Here is a 17,894-nt window from a genome sequence, read left to right on the forward strand (position 1 = left end):
ACAAGCGCCGGGCAGCACTTCGACCATCAACCGCCCGGAAGACGGGCCAATGGAGAATGACATGCTGACCAAGACCCAAACAGTGGATGGCGCGGCGATCAAGAAGGCCATCGAAACCCGTGACGGCAAGATGCTGTCGAGCTTTTATGCCGAAGACGCGCTGGTGCGGGTGATCGACCGCAACAACCCGCCGAGCAAGCCGCGCGAGATCCGCGGACGCGCCGCGATCACCACATTCTGGGACGACATCTGCAGCCGCGCGATGACCCACAAGGTCGATACCACCATCGCCGACGGCGACAGTCTCGCCTTCACCCAGGCCTGCGCCTATCCGGACGGCACCAAGGTGTTCTGCGCGGCGATGCTGGAGCTGAAGGACGGGCGGATCGCAAGGCAGACCGTCGTGCAGGCCTGGGACGAGTAGGCAACAGCCGGTGGATCAACCGCGGCCTGGGCCGCAAAGCTGGAGGAGAAGACGATGTTCAGCGCCAGATGGCAGATCGACGCCAAATTCGGACACAAGCAGACCGTGCTCGACCTGTTGAAGAAATGGGAACGCGAGATCGGCTCGCAGGTCGGCCTCGCCGAGCTGGAGTTCCAGATCATGACCGGTTCTATCGGCGCGCGGGAGGCGACCGTCGAGTCCCATCACCAGGTCGAAAGCCTGGCCCAGTTGGAGGCGTTCTTCGCCAAGATCGGCAAGATCGACGCGCACGCGAAATGGGGCAAGGAGATCGAGCCCTATGTCGTGTCGGGCACCAGCCTATGGAATATTTATCGCGTTGTGGAGTAGCGACTCTTCTCCCCGTGAACGGGGAGAAGAGAAAATAGCCACGCCCGGCCCTTCGCAGGCGCAGGGCGTTCGAAGCTCGAAAAGCCAAGCAATTGGCTTTTCGTTTGCTACGCGGACCACTTCTCAACCATGCGCCACCATCACATGCCGCACGGCGGTGTAGTCCTCCAGCGCATAGAGCGACATGTCCTTGCCGTAGCCGGACTGCTTCAGCCCGCCATGCGGCATCTCGTTGGTCAGCATGAAGTGGGTGTTGATCCATGTGCAGCCATATTGCAGGCGGGCGGCCGTCGCCATGGCGCGCGAGACATCCTTGGTCCATACCGAGGACGCCAGGCCGTAGTCGCTGTCATTGGCCCAGTTCACCGCCTCGTCGACCTCCGAAAAACGAGTAACCGAGACGACCGGGCCGAACACTTCGCGGCGCACGATTTCGTCTTCCTGCAGCGCGCCGGCAACGACTGTCGGCTGGTAGTAGAAGCCGGAACCCTCGCCCGGCTTGCCGCCGGTGGTGATCTCGATGTGGTTCAGTTCCGAGGCGCGCTCGACGAAGCTGGAGACGCGGTCGCGCTGGCGGCGGGAGATGAGTGGGCCGATCTCGTTTTCGGTGTCGTCGGGACGATTGTACTTGATGGTCGAGACGGCCGAGGAGAGATCGGCGACGAGTTTGTCATAGATCTTCCTGCCGGCGTAGATACGGCAGGCGGCGGTGCAGTCCTGGCCGGCATTGTAATAGCCGAAGGCGCGCAGGCCGTTGACCACGGCGCCAAGATCGGCGTCGTCGAAGACGATGACCGGCGCCTTGCCGCCGAGCTCGAGATGCGTGCGCTTGACCGACTTGGCGGCCGCCTGCAGCACTTTCTTGCCGGTGGCGACATCGCCGGTGATCGAGATCATGTTGACCTTGGGATGGTTGATCAGCGTGTTGCCGACGCTGTCGCCGCGGCCGAGCACGACATTGACCACGCCTTCCGGCAGGATTTCCGCAAGGATTTTTGCCAGCTTCAGCGCCGTCAGCGGTGTCTGCTCGGAAGGCTTGAAGACGACGGTGTTGCCGCCGGCGATTGCCGGCGCCAACTTCCAGGCCATCATCATCAGCGGATAGTTCCACGGCGCGATGGAAGCGACGATGCCGATGGCGTCGCGGCGGACCATCGAAGTATGGCCGGGAATGTATTCGCCGGCGACGACGCCGGGCATCGAACGGACGGCACCGGCGAAGAAGCGGTAGCAGTCGACGATGGCCGGGATTTCATCATTGAGCACGGCGTTGATCGGCTTGCCGCAATTGAGCGCCTCGAGCGTGGCGAATTCCTTGGCATCGGCCTCGATGCGGTCGGCGATCTTCAGCAAATAGCCGGAGCGCTGCGCCGGCGTGGTGCGCGACCACAAGACGAACGCTTGTTCGGCGGCAGTGATCGCCGCCTCAATCTGTGCCTGGCTGGCCTCGGGCAGGCTGAGGATGGTCGCCCCGGTCTTTGGATTGAGGATCGGTTCCTCGGTCTCGGTGCCCTTCTCGAATCTCGAGCCGATCAGCATCTGGGTGTCCATAAGGTTTCTCCTTAACAGGAGCGAGTAGCGAGTAGCGAATAGCGAGTAGGGTTTGACTGTCGATCTTCCCTATTCGCTATTCGTCACTCCCTATTCGCTGATTTCATTTTCCACTGCCCGCAATCTGGTCGCCGTCGCGGGTGAGGTAATGGGCGGCAAGGATGGGCAGCAGCGTCACCAGCACCACGACCATGGCGACGACATTGGTCACCGGGCGCTGGCGCGGACGGATCAGCTCTTCCAGCATCCAGATCGGCAATGTCTGCTGCTGGCCGGCGGTGAAGGTGGTGACGATGACCTCGTCGAAGGACAGCGCGAAGGCCAGCATGCCGCCGGCAAGCAGCGCCGTGGCAATGTTGGGCAGCACGACATGTCGGAAGGTCTGAAAACCGTCGGCGCCGAGATCCATCGACGCCTCGATCATCGATCCGGAGGTGCGGCGAAAGCGGGCGACGGCATTGTTGTAGACGACGACGACGCAGAAGGTGGCGTGGCCGAGCACGATCGTCCAGAACGAGAACGGAATGTCGGCGAGCGAAAAGGCCGAGCGCAGCGCGATGCCGGTGATGATGCCGGGCAGCGCGATCGGCAGGATGACCAGCAGCGAGATGGTTTCGCGGCCGAAGAATTTTGTCCGCGAAACCGCCGCCGAACAGAGCGTGCCGAGGACGAGCGCGATCGCCGTCGAGATCGCGGCAACCCTGACCGACAGCGACAATGCCTGCCAGACATCCGGCCGGTTCCAGGTGACGGCGAACCATTGCGTCGTCAGGCCGGGGGGTGGCCAGACAAAGCTCTTCTCCTCGGTGGTGAAGGCATAGACGAAGATCAGCAGGATCGGCAGATGCAGGAACAGCAGGCCGCAGGCGGCGGCGATCTTCAGGCCGAGCGGCGCCGACTGGGAACCATCAGAGCGCATCGAAGGCCCCCATGCGCTTGGCGCCCCAGAGGTAGAAGCCCATGATGACGATCGGCACCACGGTGAAGGCGGCGGCGAGCGGGATGTTGCCGGCCGTGCCTTGCTGCGAATAGACCGCCTGGCCGATGAACAGCCGCGAGGTACCGATGATCTGCGGGATGATGTAGTCGCCCAGCGTAAGCGAGAAGGTGAAGATCGAACCGGCGACGATGCCCGGCAGCGCCAGCGGGAACAGCACGTTGCGGAAGGTCTGTCCCGGAGAGGCGCCGAGATCAGACGAGGCCTCGACGAGATTGCCGGGCACGCGCTCGAGCGCCGCCTGTACCGGCAGGATCATGAACGGTAACCAGACATAGACGAAGACGATGAAGGTGCCGGTGAACGATACCGACAGCGAATTGCCGCCGACGATCGGCAGCGACAGCCAGGCGTCGAGCACCCACAACAAATGCAGCTTGGCGAGGAGCCAGGTGAGGATGCCTTCCTTGGCCAGGATGAGCTTCCAGGCGTAGATCTTGACCAGATAGCTCGACCACAGCGGCAGCATGATGCCGAGATAGAACAAGGCCTTCCAGCGACCGCGCGCATAGCGCGCCGCGTAGTAGGCGATGGGGAAAGCGATGACGGCCGAGGCCAGCGTGACCAGAGCCGCCATCGTCACCGTGCGCAGGATGATATCGAGATTGGCGGCCTGGAACAGGTCACCATAGGTCTTGAGCGTGAACTCACGGTTGATGAGACCGGAAAACTCGTCGATGGAGAAAAAGCTCTGCGCCAGGAGCGCAAACAGCGAGCCGATATAGACGATGCCCAGCCAAAGCACCGGCGGCAGCAGCATGAGCAACAGCAGGACCTTCGGCTTGCGCCAGAAAAGGTCCGACAGCGCGCCACGCAGGCCGCCGCTGCCCGGCAGGATGGCGGGCGCGGGATTGGAGCTGAGCGCGGCGGTCGTCATGATGGAGCTCTGTACTCATGGAGGATGTATGAGAGGCCGAGATCCTTCACACCCCCCTCTGTCCTGCCGGACATCTCCCCCGCAAGGGGGGAGATCAGCAGCTTGTCCGCCTCACCGGCTCTGCAGCGTTGGAAGCTGGCGAAGCCAGTGGTAACAGCCAATCTCCCCCCTTGCGGGGGAGATGTCCGGCAGGACAGAGGGGGGTGCAATGCGCAAACCTTCATCATGCCGGCTCGTCCATCAGATGCAGGTGCTCGCGGTTAAAAGTCAGCACGACCGCCTCGCCTTCCCCAGGCAAGGCCGTGCCGGCCGGCACGATGGCGTGCAGTCGAAGGCCGTCGGCGTCGAGCGCCAGTTTTGTCGTGGCGCCGAGATAGTTGGTCGAGACGAGGCGGGCGGACACGCCTTCACCACTTGTGCCCCCGCTGGCCGCGCGGCCGACGCGAATGGATTCAGGGCGGAGACTCCCCCAGCGATGCTGGCCGGAATAACGCTGGACGAAATCCGGTGGCAGTACATTCGATGAGCCGACAAAATCGGCAACAAAACGCGTCTTCGGCCGCTGGTAGATATCCTCCGGCGTGCCGATCTGCATGATCTTGCCGTCGTTGAAAACGGCGACGCGGTCGGCCATCGACAGTGCTTCGCCCTGGTCGTGGGTGACGAAGACGAAGGTGATGCCGAGCGCCTTCTGCAGCGACTTCAGCTCCTCCTGCATGTTCTCGCGCAATTTGAGGTCGAGCGCGCCGAGCGGCTCGTCGAGCAGCAGCACCTTTGGCTGGTTGACCAGCGCACGGGCGAGCGCGACGCGCTGGCGCTGGCCGCCGGAAAGCTGGCCGGGGCGGCGGGCGCCATAGCCGGGCAGCCGCACCAGTGACAGCGCCTCTTCCGCCGCCTTGTGCCGCTGAGCCTTGCCGACGCCCTTGACCATCAGCCCGTAGGCGACGTTGTCGAGCACGTTCAGATGCGGGAACAGCGCATAGTCCTGAAACACGGTGTTGACGTTGCGGCGATAGGGCGGAACGCCCTCGGCGCGTTCGCCGAAGATCGAGATCGAGCCCGATGTCGGCTGCTCGAAGCCGGCGATGAGGCGCAGGCAAGTGGTCTTGCCGGAACCGGACGGCCCGAGCATGGCGAAGAATTCCCCCGGCGCGATATCGAGATCGACCGCGTCGACGGCGCGCACGCTGCCGAAATGGCGCGAGGCTTTCTGGAAGGAGACGGCGGAGGTCATGGGCTGTCAGTCCGTTGCCGGTTTGGTGTGCTGATGTCGCGCGACGTCCTACCTCCCCCCTTATGGAGAGGTCGCGGCGAAGCCCCGGGTGGGGGTGCCTCGAAAAACGCCGAGCCGACCCCACCCCGACGCTATGCGTCGACCCTCCCCACGAGAGGGAGGGTAAGAAAAATCACCGCCCGCCGATGACGCCGATATAGTCCGACACCCAGCGGTAGTAGGGCACGCACTGGTCGTTCTGGGTGGTGCATTTCGACACCGGCGTCTTCCAGAACTTGATCTTGTCGAAATTCTCGTAGCCGTTGGTCTTGCAGCCTTCGTCGGTCAAAAGCTCGTTGCCCTTGCAGGCGGCGGGCACGACGGGCAGCGAACCGAACCAGGCCGAGACATCGCCCTGCACCTTGGGCGACAGCGAATGTTCCATCCACATATAGGCGCAGTTTGGGTTGGCCGAATCGGCTTCCATCATCGTGGTGTCGGCCCAACCGGTGGCGCCCTCCTCCGGGATGGTGGACGCGACCGGCTTCTTGGCGGCGACCAGCGTGTTGACCTGATACGGCCACGAGCCGGAAGCGACGACGCCTTCGTTCTGGAAATCGTCGACCTGAATGGCGGCGTCGTGCCAATAGCGGCCGACCAGCGTGCGCTGGACGCGCAGCAATTCCAGCGCAGCCTTGTACTGATCCTCGTTCAGTTCGTAGGGGTCCTTGATGCCGAGTTCCGGCTTGTGGAACATCAGATAGTTGGCGGCATCCGCGATGTGGATCGGCCCGTCATAGGCTTGGACGCGGCCCTTGTTGGACTTGCCGTCAGGCAGCTTCATTTCCTCGAAGACGATGTTCCAGCTCTTGGGAGCCTCCTTGAACACGTCGGTGTTGTACATGAGGACGTTCGGGCCCCACTGGTAAGGAACGCCGTAATGGGCGCCGCCGACGGTGAACCACGGCGCGTCCTTGAGGCGCTCGTCGACCGTCTTCCAGCTCGGGATGAGATCGGTGTTGATCGGCTGCACGCGCTTGCCGGCAACGAGGCGCAGCGAGGCATCGCCTGAAGCGGTGACGAGGTCGAAGCCGCCCTCATTCATCAGCGAGACCATTTCATCGGAGGTGTTGGCGGTCTTGACGTTGACCTTGCAGCCGGTCTCCTTCTCGAAGGAGGTCACCCAGTCATAACCCTTGTCGGTTTCGCCGCGCTCGATATAGCCCGGCCAGGCAACGATGTTGACCTGACCTTCGCCCTTGCCAAGTTCCTTGACCTGGGCGACGGCCTGACCGGAAAAGGTCAGCGCAACCGTCAGAGCAGTGCATGACTTCAGGAATGAATTCATTGTCGATCTCCCATTTAGGCGCCTGACCCTGAAAGCCGGTTTCGGTCTTCGCTAGGGGTCACGCGCGGACTGAAAACTGTCAGTTCGTCCGTTGGGCTTGATGCCGCTCTGATGGCGGCTTTGGTCCCTAACCGAAAGTGCTTCGAAAATTCCGGTTTCGCAAATTCATTTATCAGAAGGGCGATATCGGTTTTTCCGATAGGTGGGCAGCCGATCTCTCAGGGACGCTGGCGGACCGTCCGTTGCGACTGGGCAAGGCCGATGAAATCGCGCGCCGCCTGCGGCAGACCGGAGCCGCGCCGCCAGACCATCCCGACCTGGACCACCGGCAAGGAGCCGGAAATATCGCGCGATTCGATGCGGTCGCCTTCCAGCGACCAGGGCCGGTAGACGAGGTCGGGCAGCAGCGCCACACCGGCGCCGGTGGCGACCAGACTGCGCACGGCCTCCACGGAACGGGTGCGGAAGGCGACATGCGGCTTGGCGCCGATCGCCGTCAGCAGCTTGCCGGTATTCTCCTCGATCTCGTCGACGGTCAGCATGATCAGCGTTTCGGAGGCAATGTCGCCAATGCCGATGATGTCGGCGCCGACGAGCGGATGACCGAGCGGCAGCCACAGCCGATAGGCCGAGACTTCGAGGATTTCCGACTGCAACGCGGTGCGGTCGCGCAAATTGGAGGTGACCATGACGGCAATGTCGAGCTTGCCGCCGATCAGGAGGTGTTCGAGATAATCGCCATTGTCCTCGATGGCAGAGACCTCGACGCCGGGATAGGCGCGGCGGTAGCGGGCGAGCAGATCCGACAGCACATAGCCGGCGACCAGTGAGGTGACGCCGAGCTGCAGCCGGCCGGCCGCCACCGTCTGCTCGCCCGAGAAAGAGCGGCGCGCGTCGGAAACGTCCGCGAGAATCTTCGTCGCGTGGCGCAGGAACTGGTGGCCCTTGTGGGTGATGTTGAGGCCACGCGGATGGCGTTCGAACAGTTCGACGCCGAGATCGCTTTCGAGCTCCTTGATCGCTTCGGTGACCGACGATTGCGAGATTGACAGGTTCTGCGCGGCGCCCGAGACCGTGCCTTGCTCGGCGACTGCGATGAAGAACTGCAACTGGCGGATGGTGAAAGCCATGGCCGGACTAAACACGGCGGACGCGATGCTGGGAAGTGGCAACCGGCGAACACTTGACGCCTTCGCCAATCGTAACTAACTAAGTTACATGAAGCGCAACAGCCGACTGTCCTCGACCTTGCACATTCTCGTCCACATGGCCGAGAAGCCCGAACAGGCGCTGACCTCCGAGCAGCTTGCCACCTTCATCCACACCAATCCGGTCGTGGTCCGCCGCACCATCGCAGGCTTGCGCGATGCCGGCATCGTCACCTCGTCACGCGGGCACGGTGGCGGCTGGCTGCTCGGACGGGCGCCCGAGAAAATCTCCCTGGCCGAGATCAGCGCAGCGCTTGGCGAGACGCTGCTGCCGTTCAGCACCGAGCCGGAAAGCCCCGGCTGCCTCGTCGAGCAGGCGGTGATCGCCGTGCTCGACGATTTTCGCATCGCCGCCGAAAAGCTGCTGGCGGAGAAACTGAGCCGCATCACGCTGGCCGACCTGACCGCCGATTTCCGCCGCCGTTTTGACCTCATTGGAGTCTCCAGCCATGCAGTATGATCTTGCCGTCGTCGGCGGCAGCTTTGCCGGCCTGTCCGCCGCCATCCAGGTGGCGCGCGCAGGACGCAAGGTGCTGGTGATCGACGCCGGCCAGCCGCGCAACCGCTTTGCCGAGCATTCGCACGGCTTCCTCGGACATGACGGGCGCGCGCCCGGCGCAATCCTGGATGACGCAAGGCGGCAGCTGCTGGCCTATCCGACAGCCAGGGTTGTCGACAGGCGTGCGGACAAGGCCGTTGCTGCTGACAGCAGCGATTTCGAAATCGCCACCGACGGCGGCGAGACATTCGGCGCCACACGGCTGGTGCTGGCCACCGGGGTGCGCGATATCCTGCCGGAGGTTGCCGGTCTTGCCGAGCTCTGGGGCAGAAAAGTGCTGCACTGCCCCTATTGCCACGGCTACGAGGTTTCCGGCGGGCCGCTCGGCGTGCTCGCAACCGGCCCGATGTCCCTGCATCAGGCGCAATTGATCGCCGATTGGGGCGATGTCACGCTGTTCGGCAACGGCCTGTTCGAGCCTGACACAGAGCAGATGCGCGCGCTGGAGAGCCGAAAGGTGCGGTTTGAGCCCACCAGCGTTGCCGAGCTGCGGGAAGACGGCTCCGGCGGGTTGATCGTCCACCTCGACGATAGCCGAAAGGCCGGCGTCAGGGCGATGTTCACCGCACCGCGCAACACCATGGCCAGCCCGCTGGCCGAACAGCTCGGCTGCGGCTTCACCGAAGGCCTTCTCGGTCCGATAATCACCGTCGATGACAGGCAGCAGACGACCGTGCCCGGCGTCTACGCCGCCGGCGACGCGGCACGTTCGATGCACAACATCGCCTTTGCGGTATCGGCTGGCACCTTTGCGGGCGTCTGCGCCCACCAGTCGCTGGTGTTTAGCTAAAACCCGGCTTCCTCGTCGGCGATGCTAAGCCGCGCGCCGGCCTGCGCAAGGGCGGCGGCCAGGTCGTGCGGCGGCGAGCGATCGGTGGCGAGTTCGGAAAAGCTGTCGAAGCCGCAGACCTGGACCAGACCAAGACGGCCGAATTTCGAGTGATCGGTGATGACCAGGGACCGCTGGCCGCGCGACAGCACCATGCGGGCGAACTCGGCTTCATCCAGATCAAAATCCATGACGCCCATCACCGCGTCGACGCCGCCGGTGGAAATGATGGCGTGGCTGACCGAAAAACGACTGACAAAATCGATTGCCGAGGCGCCGAAAGCAGCGCCGGAATCGCTGCGCAGCTCGCCGCCCGCCATATAGACCTTGTTGCCGTTGATGGTGGCCAGCGTGCGGGCAATATCCGAGGAATTGGTGACGACCGTCAGGCGCCGGTGGCCAAGCAGTTCACGCGCAAGGAACGAGGTCGTCGTGCCGGTGTCGAGCATGATCGATTCGCCGTCGCGTATGGTGGCGGCGACCATGCGGGCAATGACGCGCTTGGCGTCGGCGTTCTCACGCATACGCCGCTCGAACGGCGCTTCGCCGATCATCGACGGCAGGCCGATGGCGCCATGCATCTTGAGGACAGAGCCATCACCAGTCAGTGGCTTGACGTCGCGGCGCACTGTCTCGAGCGACACGCCCAGCCGGTCGGCCAGACTGGCGATGGTGACGGTGCCCTCTTCCTGCAGGAGACGCAGGATCTCGCCGTGTCGTTTGGACTGGGCCATCTGGTTTCCCGAACTGATGCTCCTGACCGATTCTAAGGTAATTCAAGTGCTTTTAAAGGAACTACCTTATGCTTTCGGGCAAAATACCCAAAAAAAGTCACACCTTTTTATTGACAAGCGGGCAACCCGGGCGTGAAATCAAAGACATCAACAGGCTTCAGATCTGCGACTGGGGGCAGAGCCGCAACTCAGTGGTCAGGCCGTTTGGAACGTGCCTGTACAAGGAATTTTCAGATCCGCGGGGGCGGATGCCGGGCTCAAAAACCTGGCCAAGGGGCTCGTCGGTGCGGTGCGGGATACCGATCCTGGCGTCCCGCACCGACGAGAGTATTTACGTTTCTCCCCGCCGTCGTTGCGCTGTTCACGGCGCCTTGTCGAAGCCCAGCAAACCAGGGATGATTCCGTGACCGCCGAAGATCGCATCCGCGCCCTGCCCTGCTGGACCGGTGGCATCGAGATCGCACCGCTGCCCGGCGGCCTGAGCAACGCGAATTATGTGGTCACGGACGCGGCCGGACGACATGTCGTGCGCTTCGGCAAGGACTATCCGTTCCACCATGTCTTTCGCGAGCGCGAGGTTATGACCGCGCGGGCGGCGCATGCCGCCGGTTTCGCGCCAGCCGTCCACCATGCCGAACCGGGCATACTGGTAACGGAATTTCTCGGTGCGAAAACCTATCTGGCGGAAGACGTGCGCGCCAATCTCGGCCGCGTCGCGGCTCTGATGCGCGCCTTCCACCGGGAGATGCCCAATCACGTTTCCGGCGCCGGCTTCATGTTCTGGGTGTTCCATGTCATCCGCGACTATGCGCGCACGCTTGAAGAGGGCGGGAGCCGCAAGCGCAGCGACTTGCCGCGCCTTTTGACACTGGCCGACGAACTGGAGCGCGCGCAGAAGCTGCTGCCGATCGTCTTTGGCCACAATGATCTGCTGCCGGCCAACATTCTCGATGACGGCAACAGGCTGTGGCTGATCGACTTCGAATATGCCGGTTTCAACACGGCGATGTTCGACCTCGCAGGCGCCGCCTCCAACGCCGGCATGAGCGACGAGGAATCCTTCGCCTTCCTGACAGCCTACTTCATGAAGGAGCCGGACGATGCGATCCGCCGTTCGCACGCGGCCATGCAATGCGCCTCGCTGCTGCGCGAGGCGATGTGGAGCATGGTCTCCGAGCTCTATCTCGACGCGCCAGGCATCGACTACGTCGCCTACACCGAGGAAAACCTCGTTCGGCTCGACGCGGCACTTGAAAACTACCGGACAAAATACGGGATACAGAAATCATGACATTGCCGAGCCAGGCCGCCATCGTCGTCATCGGCGGCGGCATCATCGGCTGTTCGACGGCCTATCATCTGGCGCGCGACCATAAGGCTGACGTGGTGCTGCTGGAGCAGGGCAAGCTGACCTCGGGTTCGACCTGGCATGCGGCCGGCCTTGTCGGGCAATTGCGCTCGTCGGCGTCTATCACCCGCGTGCTGAAATACTCCGTCGACCTCTACAAGGGACTGGAGGCCGAGACCGGTCTCGCCACCGGCTGGAAGATGACCGGCTGCCTCAGGCTCGCCACCAATGCCGACCGCTGGACGGAGTACAAAAGGCTGGCGACAACAGCAAAAAGCTTCGGCATGGACATGCAATTGCTGTCGCCGGACGAGGTGAAAAGAATGTGGCCGCTGCTGGAGACCGGCGATCTCGTCGGCGCCTCCTGGCTGCCGACCGATGGCCAGGCGAGCCCCTCCGACATCACGCAGTCGCTGGCCAAGGGCGCGCGCATGCATGGCGCCAAACTGTTCGAGGATGTCCGTGTCACCGGCTTCGAAATGAAGGACGGCCGCATCACGGCGGTGAAGACCAGCAAGGGCGACATCGCCTGCGACAAGGTGGTCAACTGTGCGGGCCAATGGGCGCGGCAAGTGGGGGCCATGGCCGGCATCAACGTGCCGCTTCAGCCGGTGAAGCACCAGTACATCATCACCGAGAAGATCGACGGTCTGGCGACCGACGCGCCGACCATCCGCGACCCTGACCGACGCACCTATTTCAAGGAGGAAGTCGGCGGGCTGGTGATGGGCGGCTATGAGCCGAACCCGCAGGCCTGGGCGACTGGTCTCCCCGGCGGCGACGTACCCAATGATTGGGAGTTCAGGCTGTTCGACGACGACTACGACCATTTCGAGCAGCACATGAGCCAAGCGATCGCGCGCGTGCCGGCGCTGGAAACCGTCGGCGTCAAGCAGATGATCAACGGGCCGGAGAGTTTTACGCCGGACGGCAATTTCATTCTCGGCACAGCGCCCGAATGTGCCAACATGTTCGTCGGCGCCGGCTTCAACGCCTTCGGCATCGCCTCGGGCGGCGGCGCCGGCTGGGTGCTGGCGCAGTGGGTGGTCGACGGCGAAGCACCGCTCGACCTTTGGGTGGTCGACATCAGGCGCTTTTCCAACCTGCACCGCGACCGTCAGTGGGTCCGCGACCGCACGCTGGAGGCCTATGGCAAGCACTATACGATCGGCTTCCCGCATGAGGAGTATGCCAGCGGGAGGCCCCGTATCCTCTCGCCGCTCTACGACAGGCTGAAACAGCAAAATGCTGTGTTCGGCTCGAAGCTCGGCTGGGAGCGGCCGAACTGGTTCGCGCCCGAAGGCGTCGAGCCGCAGGACATCTATTCGATGGGCCAGCAGAACTGGTTCGCGGCGGTCGGCGACGAACACCGTCATGTGCGCGAAAAGGTTGGCATATTCGATCAATCCTCCTTCGCCAAATACGAGTTGAGCGGGCCCGATGCGCTGAAGGCGCTGGACTGGATCTGCGCCAACGACGTCAGCAAACCGGTCGGCCGGCTGACCTACACGCAGCTTCTCAACACGCGCGGCGGTATCGAGGCTGATCTCACTGTGGCGAGGCTGGCCGAGGAGAAATTCTACATCGTCACCGGCACAGGTTTCCGCACGCATGATTTCTCATGGATCAGCGATCATATCGGCGAAGGGCTCGACGCCAGGCTTGTCGACGTCACCGAGGATTTCGGCACGCTGTCGCTGATGGGTCCTCGGGCGCGCGACGTGCTCTCGGCGGCGACCGGAGCCGACGTGTCGAATGCCGGCTTCCCGTTCGGCCATGTGCATGAGATTGCCATCGCCGGCCACACGGTTCGGGCGCTGCGCGTCACCTATGTCGGCGAACTCGGCTGGGAACTGCATGTGCCGATCGCGGCCACCGGCGAAGTCTTCGACGCGCTGCTGGCGGCAGGCGAGAAGCATGACATCCGCCCGGTCGGCTATCGGGCGCTGGAATCGCTAAGGCTGGAAAAAGGCTATCGCGCCTGGGGCTCCGACATCACCCCCAACGACACGCCGCAGGAAGCCGGGCTCGGTTGGGCGGTCAAGCTGCGCAAGAACACCGATTTCGTTGGACGGCGCGCGCTGGAGAAGACCAGCGGCGCGGCACTGAAGAAACGCTTTGCCGGCTTCACGGTCGACGACCCCGAGATCGTGCTGCTCGGTCGCGAAACCATACTGCGCAATGGCGATCCGGTCGGTTATCTCAGCAGCGGTGGTTATGGCTACACGCTGGGCAAGACCATCGGCTACGGCTATGTGCGCAACGCCGACGGGGTGAGCGACGATTTTCTGGTCTCGGGCGACTATGAACTGGTGGTTGCGATGGAGAGGACACCGGCCAAGATCCATCTCGAGCCGATGTACGACCCGGCAGGCGCCAGGGTCAAAGCGTAGGTCAGGTCACGCGCAGTGCGAGACCGCGGCTGGGCACGGTGTCGGCTTCGCCCGGCATGGAGACGTAAGGGCGCGTTTCCTCGACGCGGGTGACGAGGCCTTGCACCTCGATCTCGCCGACACGCGTGGCAAAGCCGGCATCCCACAGCGTGTTCTTGACCGTCAGCACGATCACGCCGCCCGGGCGGCAGATGCGGATTAGCTCGTCCAGCCCCTCGACGCCGACATGGCCCGAGGTGAAGACGCCGGCCGAGATGATCCCGGCATAGGCATCATCGGCAAAGGGCAGATGACCGCCGAGCGCCAGGCAATGGAGCGCGGAATAGACGCCCTTGCGGGCCGCCTGATCCAGCATGCCTTGTGAAATATCGAGTGCCTCGACTTGCGGGTAACCAGCAATATCAAGCCATTCGCCGATGAGCCCGGTGCCGGCCCCGGCATCGAGCAGCGGTGCTGAACCGCGCGGCAGATGGCGGGCCAGCAAGGCAAGGCAGATCGTCGGATGGCGATAGCCGGCGGCCGACATGTCGGCGTCATAGGTTTCCGACCAGCGATCATAGAGTGCGGCCACCTCTTCGGGCCGCTTTGCCGCGTAGGCCGCGCCGAGCGCGCCATGATGTTTGCTGTCCGCCACTTTTATCCAGTCCGCCAATTTTTGATCTCGCAGTGATGATAGCCAAAGCGCGAAAATTGTGGAACCGTCGCTGCGACAAATAACGGCGTGGGGGCGCAGGCATGGTGACTGACGAGGCGCGTGCGGCACTGGACGCCATTCCCATGCTGGCCGGCTACAGCGGGCCGCTGGAACGGCTGGGCGGCCTCACCAACCTCGTCTTCAAGGCCGGCGACTTCTGCCTGCGCATTCCCGGCAAGGGCACCGAGGAATACATCAACCGGGCCAACGAAGCAGTGGCTGCACGCGAAGCGGCAAAGGCAGGGGTCAGTCCCGAGGTGCTGCATGTCGACCCCGGCACCGGGGTGATGGTGACACGCTACATCGCCGGCGCCGAAACGATGTCGCCGGAGAAATTCCGGACACGTCCGGGCAGTCCGGCCCGCGCCGGCGAGGCCTTTCGCAAGCTGCACGATTCAGGCGCGGTGTTTCCCTTCCGCTTCGAATTGTTCGCGATGATCGACGATTACCTCAAGGTGCTGTCCACCAAGGAGGTCGCCCTGCCCGCCGGTTATCATGACGTGGTGCGCGACGCCGAGAGCGTGCGCTCGGCGCTGGCCGCCTATCCGCTGCCGCTCGTTGCCTGCCACTGCGATCCGCTGTGCGAGAACTTTCTCGATACCGGCGAGCGGATGTGGATCGTCGACTGGGAGTATTCGGGCATGAATGACCCACTCTGGGACCTTGGCGACCTCAGCGTGGAAGGCAAATTCGACACGGGGCAGGATGAGGAGATGATGCGCGCCTATTTCGGCGGCGAGGCCAAGCCGGCGGAGCGCGGCCGCATCGTCATCTACAAGGCGATGTGCGACCTGTTGTGGACGCTGTGGGGGCTGATCCAGCTCGCCAACAACAATCCGGTCGATGATTTTCGCGCCTATGCCGACGGTCGGTTCGCGCGCTGCAAGGCGCTGATGGAGACGACGGAGTTTTCACGGCACCTGGCGGCGATACGTCAGGGCTGAGCCTACTAATTCACGCCCTTCGGCACGTTTTCGGGCGGCACCGCAGTCTCGACCACTTTCTGGCGGTGGAAGATGAACAGGCCGGCCAGAACGACGATGCCCGAGCCGATCAGTATGCGCGGGCCTGGCACGTCGCCGAAGAATGCCAGTCCGAACACCACCGCCCACAGCAGCAGCGTGTAGTGCAGCGGCGCCAATGTCGAAGCCGGCGCCAGCTTGAGCGCCCTGGTGATCATCAGATGCGCGCCGCAGGAGACGATGCCGAGCAGCAGCATGGCGCCGAGATCGAGCGCCGACGGCGTCTGCCAGGCGCCGATGGTCAGCACACCCCCGACCAGCAGCGTGCCGATAGTCTGCCATGTCACCAGATTGGTGTCGCTGGTGCCGCGCAGCCGGCGGTTGAGGATGATGGCGAAGGCGAAGGAGATGCTGCCCACCAGCGCAAAGCCCGACGACAGCGAGAACGCCGCCGAGGACGGTTTCAGCATGATCAAAACGCCGCAGAAGCCGAGCAGGATCGCCATCCAGCGGCGCCAACCGACCTTTTCGCCAAGCAAGAGGTGCGAGAGCGCCGCAACGTAGATCGGCCCGGCCATGTAGAAACTCATGACATCGGCAAGCGGCAGATAGACCACGGCGGCATAAAAGAGCGCGGTGTCGAGCGTGGTCATGACAACGCGCAGCAGCTGCAGCTCCAAGCGCTCCATGCGAAACAGCTTGGCCGTGCCTTGATGGGCAATCATCGGGCCAAGCACGAAAAAGGCGCCGATGGAGCGGATCAGCACCACCTGACCGACGGAGAAGCTGGCGACCAGCCACTTGCCCATGGCGTCGTTCAGCGCAAACAGGAAGTCGCCGGCCAGCATCAGCAGAATGCCGGCCAGAAGCACATTCCTGATCGTCGAATTCTGCGCCACGGGCTGCGTCATGCCGATCCCGATTCCTCCCTGGTAAGCCGCGTCGTAGACGGAAGCGGCGGCTTTGACGAGGAGAATTCGGGCAATGGGTAAGACCAGCGCCAGGAATCGGCTGTATCTAGCTGGATATGTGCCGCCGGTTCACCATTCCCGGCCTTCCGTCGATGGACAGCCTGGTTTCCTGCTTCGTCCGCTCCGCCACCACCTTGCCCCTGGCGATGACGCACAGGCGCTCGGCGCGCAAGCGCAGGGCTTCGACCGGATTGCCGGCATCGAGGACGACAAGGCTGGCGCGCTTGCCGACCGCCAGGCCGAGATGATCGAGGCCCATGATCGCGGCATTGACGTTGGTGACCATGTCGAAGCAGCGCGCCATCTCGGCCGGGCTCGACATCTGAGCAACGTGCAGACCCATGAAGGCGACATCGAGCATGTCGGCGGTGCCAAGCGAATACCAGGGATCGAGCACGCAATCCTGGCCCCAGCCGACGCGAATGCCGAGCGCCAGCATCTCCTTGACCCGAGTCAGGCCGCGGCGCTTCGGGAAGGTGTCGTGGCGGCCCTGCAGCATGATGTTGATCAGCGGATTGGGAATGACCGAGACGCCGGCCTCGGCGATCAGCGGCAGCAGCTTCGAGACGTAGTAATTGTCCATCGAATGCATCGATGTGAGATGCGAGCCGGCCACCCTGTTTTGCAGACCAAGGCGCTGCGTCTCATAGGCAAGCTGTTCGATGTGACGCGACAGCGGGTCGTCGGTCTCGTCGCAATGCAGGTCGACCATCAGGCCGCGTTTGGCCGCGATCTCGCACAGCTCCGTTACCGAACGCGTGCCGTCGGCCATGGTGCGCTCGAAATGGGGGATGCCGCCGACAATGTCGAGGCCCATGTCCAATGCGCGGATGGTGTTCTCACGTGCCGTCGGCGAGCGGTAGAACCCGTCCTGCGGAAAGGCGACCAGTTGCAGGTCGATATAGGGGGCGACCGTCTTCTTGACCTCGAGCAGCGCCTCGACCGCCAGCAGCCTGTCATCGCAGACATCGACATGGGTGCGGATTGCGAGCAGGCCCATCGACACCGCCCAGTCGCAATAGGCCAATGCGCGATCACGCACCGCCTCATGCGTCAAAAGCGGCTTCAACTCGCCCCATAGCGAAATGCCTTCGAGCAGCGTACCCGACGCGTTGATGCGCGGAATGCCGTATGAGAGCGTCGCGTCCATGTGGAAATGCGGATCGACGAAGGGCGGCGAGACCAGATTGCCACGGGCGTCGATCTCGGTTCGCGCGGAACCCTGCATAACGGGCTCGATCGCCGCGATCGTCTCGCCGCTGATGCCGATGTCGGCAACGCTGCCATCAGGCAGCGTGCCGCCGCGAACGATAAGGTCGAAATCCATCTGTCGTCATCCCGTCAAAAGAATCATCTGATATAGCCGAGGCTGGAAATCGCATCTCGTCGATGCCGCTTGCAACAGCGGTTTGTCCGC

17 protein-coding genes are annotated in these 17,894 nt (G+C 63.4%); 7 read left to right on the forward strand and 10 right to left on the reverse strand.

Translation table 11 applies throughout. The features are described 5' to 3' along the window. Nucleotides 1-61: 61 nt before the first annotated feature. Both NKI99_RS10825 and NKI99_RS10830 read left to right on the forward strand, forming a co-directional pair. On the forward strand, nt 62-424 hold the full coding sequence (locus NKI99_RS10825; protein WP_352610811.1) for a nuclear transport factor 2 family protein: 363 nt from the start codon (nt 62-64) through the stop codon (nt 422-424). A gap of 54 nt (nt 425-478) precedes the next feature. Beyond that, nucleotides 479-793: a hypothetical protein gene (locus NKI99_RS10830; protein ID WP_127290045.1), complete on the forward strand. Its 315-nt coding sequence runs from the start codon at nt 479-481 to the stop codon at nt 791-793. A gap of 123 nt (nt 794-916) precedes the next feature. On the opposite strand, the gene NKI99_RS10835 is transcribed toward NKI99_RS10830, so the two are convergent. The 6 genes from NKI99_RS10835 to NKI99_RS10860 form a co-directional block, all read right to left on the reverse strand. Continuing rightward, on the reverse strand, nt 917-2,344 hold the full coding sequence (locus tag NKI99_RS10835; protein WP_352439716.1) for a gamma-aminobutyraldehyde dehydrogenase: 1,428 nt from the start codon (nt 2,342-2,344) through the stop codon (nt 917-919). 103 nt (nt 2,345-2,447) lie between these two features. Beyond that, nucleotides 2,448-3,263, reverse strand: coding sequence for an ABC transporter permease (locus NKI99_RS10840; RefSeq protein WP_352610813.1), 816 nt, complete (start codon nt 3,261-3,263; stop codon nt 2,448-2,450). Further along, nucleotides 3,253-4,218 carry an ABC transporter permease gene (locus tag NKI99_RS10845; protein ID WP_023811677.1) on the reverse strand — a complete coding sequence of 322 codons (966 nt, stop codon included), beginning with the start codon at nt 4,216-4,218 and terminating at the stop codon, nt 3,253-3,255. The genes NKI99_RS10840 and NKI99_RS10845 overlap by 11 nt, the downstream gene beginning before the upstream one ends. Nucleotides 4,219-4,441: 223 nt before the next feature. Beyond that, nucleotides 4,442-5,452, reverse strand: a complete 1,011-nt coding sequence (locus NKI99_RS10850) for an ABC transporter ATP-binding protein (RefSeq protein WP_352439717.1) — start codon at nt 5,450-5,452, stop codon at nt 4,442-4,444. A 172-nt stretch (nt 5,453-5,624) separates the two neighbouring features. Further along, nucleotides 5,625-6,779: an ABC transporter substrate-binding protein gene (locus NKI99_RS10855; protein ID WP_023811674.1), complete on the reverse strand. Its 1,155-nt coding sequence runs from the start codon at nt 6,777-6,779 to the stop codon at nt 5,625-5,627. Between the two features lie 218 nt (nt 6,780-6,997). Beyond that, nucleotides 6,998-7,909 carry a LysR family transcriptional regulator gene (locus NKI99_RS10860; RefSeq protein WP_023811673.1) on the reverse strand — a complete coding sequence of 304 codons (912 nt, stop codon included), beginning with the start codon at nt 7,907-7,909 and terminating at the stop codon, nt 6,998-7,000. 88 nt (nt 7,910-7,997) lie between these two features. Between NKI99_RS10860 and NKI99_RS10865 the strand changes: the two genes are divergently transcribed. Continuing rightward, nucleotides 7,998-8,447: an RrF2 family transcriptional regulator gene (locus NKI99_RS10865; RefSeq protein ID WP_128304833.1), complete on the forward strand. Its 450-nt coding sequence runs from the start codon at nt 7,998-8,000 to the stop codon at nt 8,445-8,447. Further along, nucleotides 8,437-9,336 (forward strand): NAD(P)/FAD-dependent oxidoreductase, encoded by a 900-nt coding sequence (locus NKI99_RS10870; RefSeq protein WP_128304832.1) that lies wholly within the window; start codon nt 8,437-8,439, stop codon nt 9,334-9,336. Before NKI99_RS10865 ends, NKI99_RS10870 begins: the two co-directional genes overlap by 11 nt. Here NKI99_RS10870 and NKI99_RS10875 read toward each other — a convergent pair. Then, a complete protein-coding gene (locus tag NKI99_RS10875) occupies nt 9,333-10,109 on the reverse strand; it encodes a DeoR/GlpR family DNA-binding transcription regulator (protein ID WP_127290028.1) in 777 nt (258 codons plus the stop codon). The two genes, NKI99_RS10870 and NKI99_RS10875, sit on opposite strands and share 4 nt — an antisense overlap. 403 nt (nt 10,110-10,512) lie before the next feature. Between NKI99_RS10875 and NKI99_RS10880 the strand changes: the two genes are divergently transcribed. Continuing rightward, nucleotides 10,513-11,400, forward strand: coding sequence for a phosphotransferase family protein (locus NKI99_RS10880; RefSeq protein ID WP_128304831.1), 888 nt, complete (start codon nt 10,513-10,515; stop codon nt 11,398-11,400). Beyond that, complete coding sequence (locus NKI99_RS10885; protein WP_352551067.1) at nt 11,397-13,850, forward strand: GcvT family protein; 2,454 nt, start codon at nt 11,397-11,399, stop codon at nt 13,848-13,850. Before NKI99_RS10880 ends, NKI99_RS10885 begins: the two co-directional genes overlap by 4 nt. A gap of 1 nt (nt 13,851) precedes the next feature. Here the strand turns inward: NKI99_RS10885 and NKI99_RS10890 are convergent, their stop codons facing one another. Then, the gene (locus NKI99_RS10890) at nt 13,852-14,484 is read right to left on the reverse strand and encodes a class I SAM-dependent DNA methyltransferase (RefSeq protein WP_352551068.1); all 633 of its coding nucleotides are present in this window, start codon (nt 14,482-14,484) and stop codon (nt 13,852-13,854) included. A gap of 101 nt (nt 14,485-14,585) precedes the next feature. Here NKI99_RS10890 and NKI99_RS10895 point away from each other — a divergent pair, with 101 nt between their 5' ends. Next, nucleotides 14,586-15,488: a phosphotransferase family protein gene (locus tag NKI99_RS10895; protein ID WP_023811666.1), complete on the forward strand. Its 903-nt coding sequence runs from the start codon at nt 14,586-14,588 to the stop codon at nt 15,486-15,488. Between the two features lie 5 nt (nt 15,489-15,493). Here NKI99_RS10895 and NKI99_RS10900 read toward each other — a convergent pair whose 3' ends face one another. Together NKI99_RS10900 and NKI99_RS10905 are read right to left on the reverse strand one after the other, a co-directional pair. Next, a complete protein-coding gene (locus NKI99_RS10900) occupies nt 15,494-16,417 on the reverse strand; it encodes a DMT family transporter (RefSeq protein WP_023811665.1) in 924 nt (307 codons plus the stop codon). 106 nt (nt 16,418-16,523) lie between these two features. Beyond that, complete coding sequence (locus tag NKI99_RS10905) at nt 16,524-17,804, reverse strand: amidohydrolase family protein (protein WP_352551070.1); 1,281 nt, start codon at nt 17,802-17,804, stop codon at nt 16,524-16,526. Between the last annotated feature and the right edge of the window lie 90 nt (nt 17,805-17,894).

Source organism: Mesorhizobium sp. M0239 (assembly GCF_040321815.1).
Classification (GTDB): domain Bacteria; phylum Pseudomonadota; class Alphaproteobacteria; order Rhizobiales; family Rhizobiaceae; genus Mesorhizobium.

Coding starts and splice junctions, on each gene's coding strand:
- NKI99_RS10825 (WP_352610811.1), top strand. CDS start 62: ATGCTGACCAAGACCCAAACAGTGGATGGCGCGGCGATCAAGAAGGCC.
- NKI99_RS10830 (WP_127290045.1), top strand. CDS start 479: ATGTTCAGCGCCAGATGGCAGATCGACGCCAAATTCGGACACAAGCAG.
- NKI99_RS10835 (WP_352439716.1), bottom strand. CDS start 2,344: ATGGACACCCAGATGCTGATCGGCTCGAGATTCGAGAAGGGCACCGAG.
- NKI99_RS10840 (WP_352610813.1), bottom strand. CDS start 3,263: ATGCGCTCTGATGGTTCCCAGTCGGCGCCGCTCGGCCTGAAGATCGCC.
- NKI99_RS10845 (WP_023811677.1), bottom strand. CDS start 4,218: ATGACGACCGCCGCGCTCAGCTCCAATCCCGCGCCCGCCATCCTGCCG.
- NKI99_RS10850 (WP_352439717.1), bottom strand. CDS start 5,452: ATGACCTCCGCCGTCTCCTTCCAGAAAGCCTCGCGCCATTTCGGCAGC.
- NKI99_RS10855 (WP_023811674.1), bottom strand. CDS start 6,779: ATGAATTCATTCCTGAAGTCATGCACTGCTCTGACGGTTGCGCTGACC.
- NKI99_RS10860 (WP_023811673.1), bottom strand. CDS start 7,909: ATGGCTTTCACCATCCGCCAGTTGCAGTTCTTCATCGCAGTCGCCGAG.
- NKI99_RS10865 (WP_128304833.1), top strand. CDS start 7,998: ATGAAGCGCAACAGCCGACTGTCCTCGACCTTGCACATTCTCGTCCAC.
- NKI99_RS10870 (WP_128304832.1), top strand. CDS start 8,437: ATGCAGTATGATCTTGCCGTCGTCGGCGGCAGCTTTGCCGGCCTGTCC.
- NKI99_RS10875 (WP_127290028.1), bottom strand. CDS start 10,109: ATGGCCCAGTCCAAACGACACGGCGAGATCCTGCGTCTCCTGCAGGAA.
- NKI99_RS10885 (WP_352551067.1), top strand. CDS start 11,397: ATGACATTGCCGAGCCAGGCCGCCATCGTCGTCATCGGCGGCGGCATC.
- NKI99_RS10895 (WP_023811666.1), top strand. CDS start 14,586: ATGGTGACTGACGAGGCGCGTGCGGCACTGGACGCCATTCCCATGCTG.
- NKI99_RS10900 (WP_023811665.1), bottom strand. CDS start 16,417: ATGACGCAGCCCGTGGCGCAGAATTCGACGATCAGGAATGTGCTTCTG.
- NKI99_RS10905 (WP_352551070.1), bottom strand. CDS start 17,804: ATGGATTTCGACCTTATCGTTCGCGGCGGCACGCTGCCTGATGGCAGC.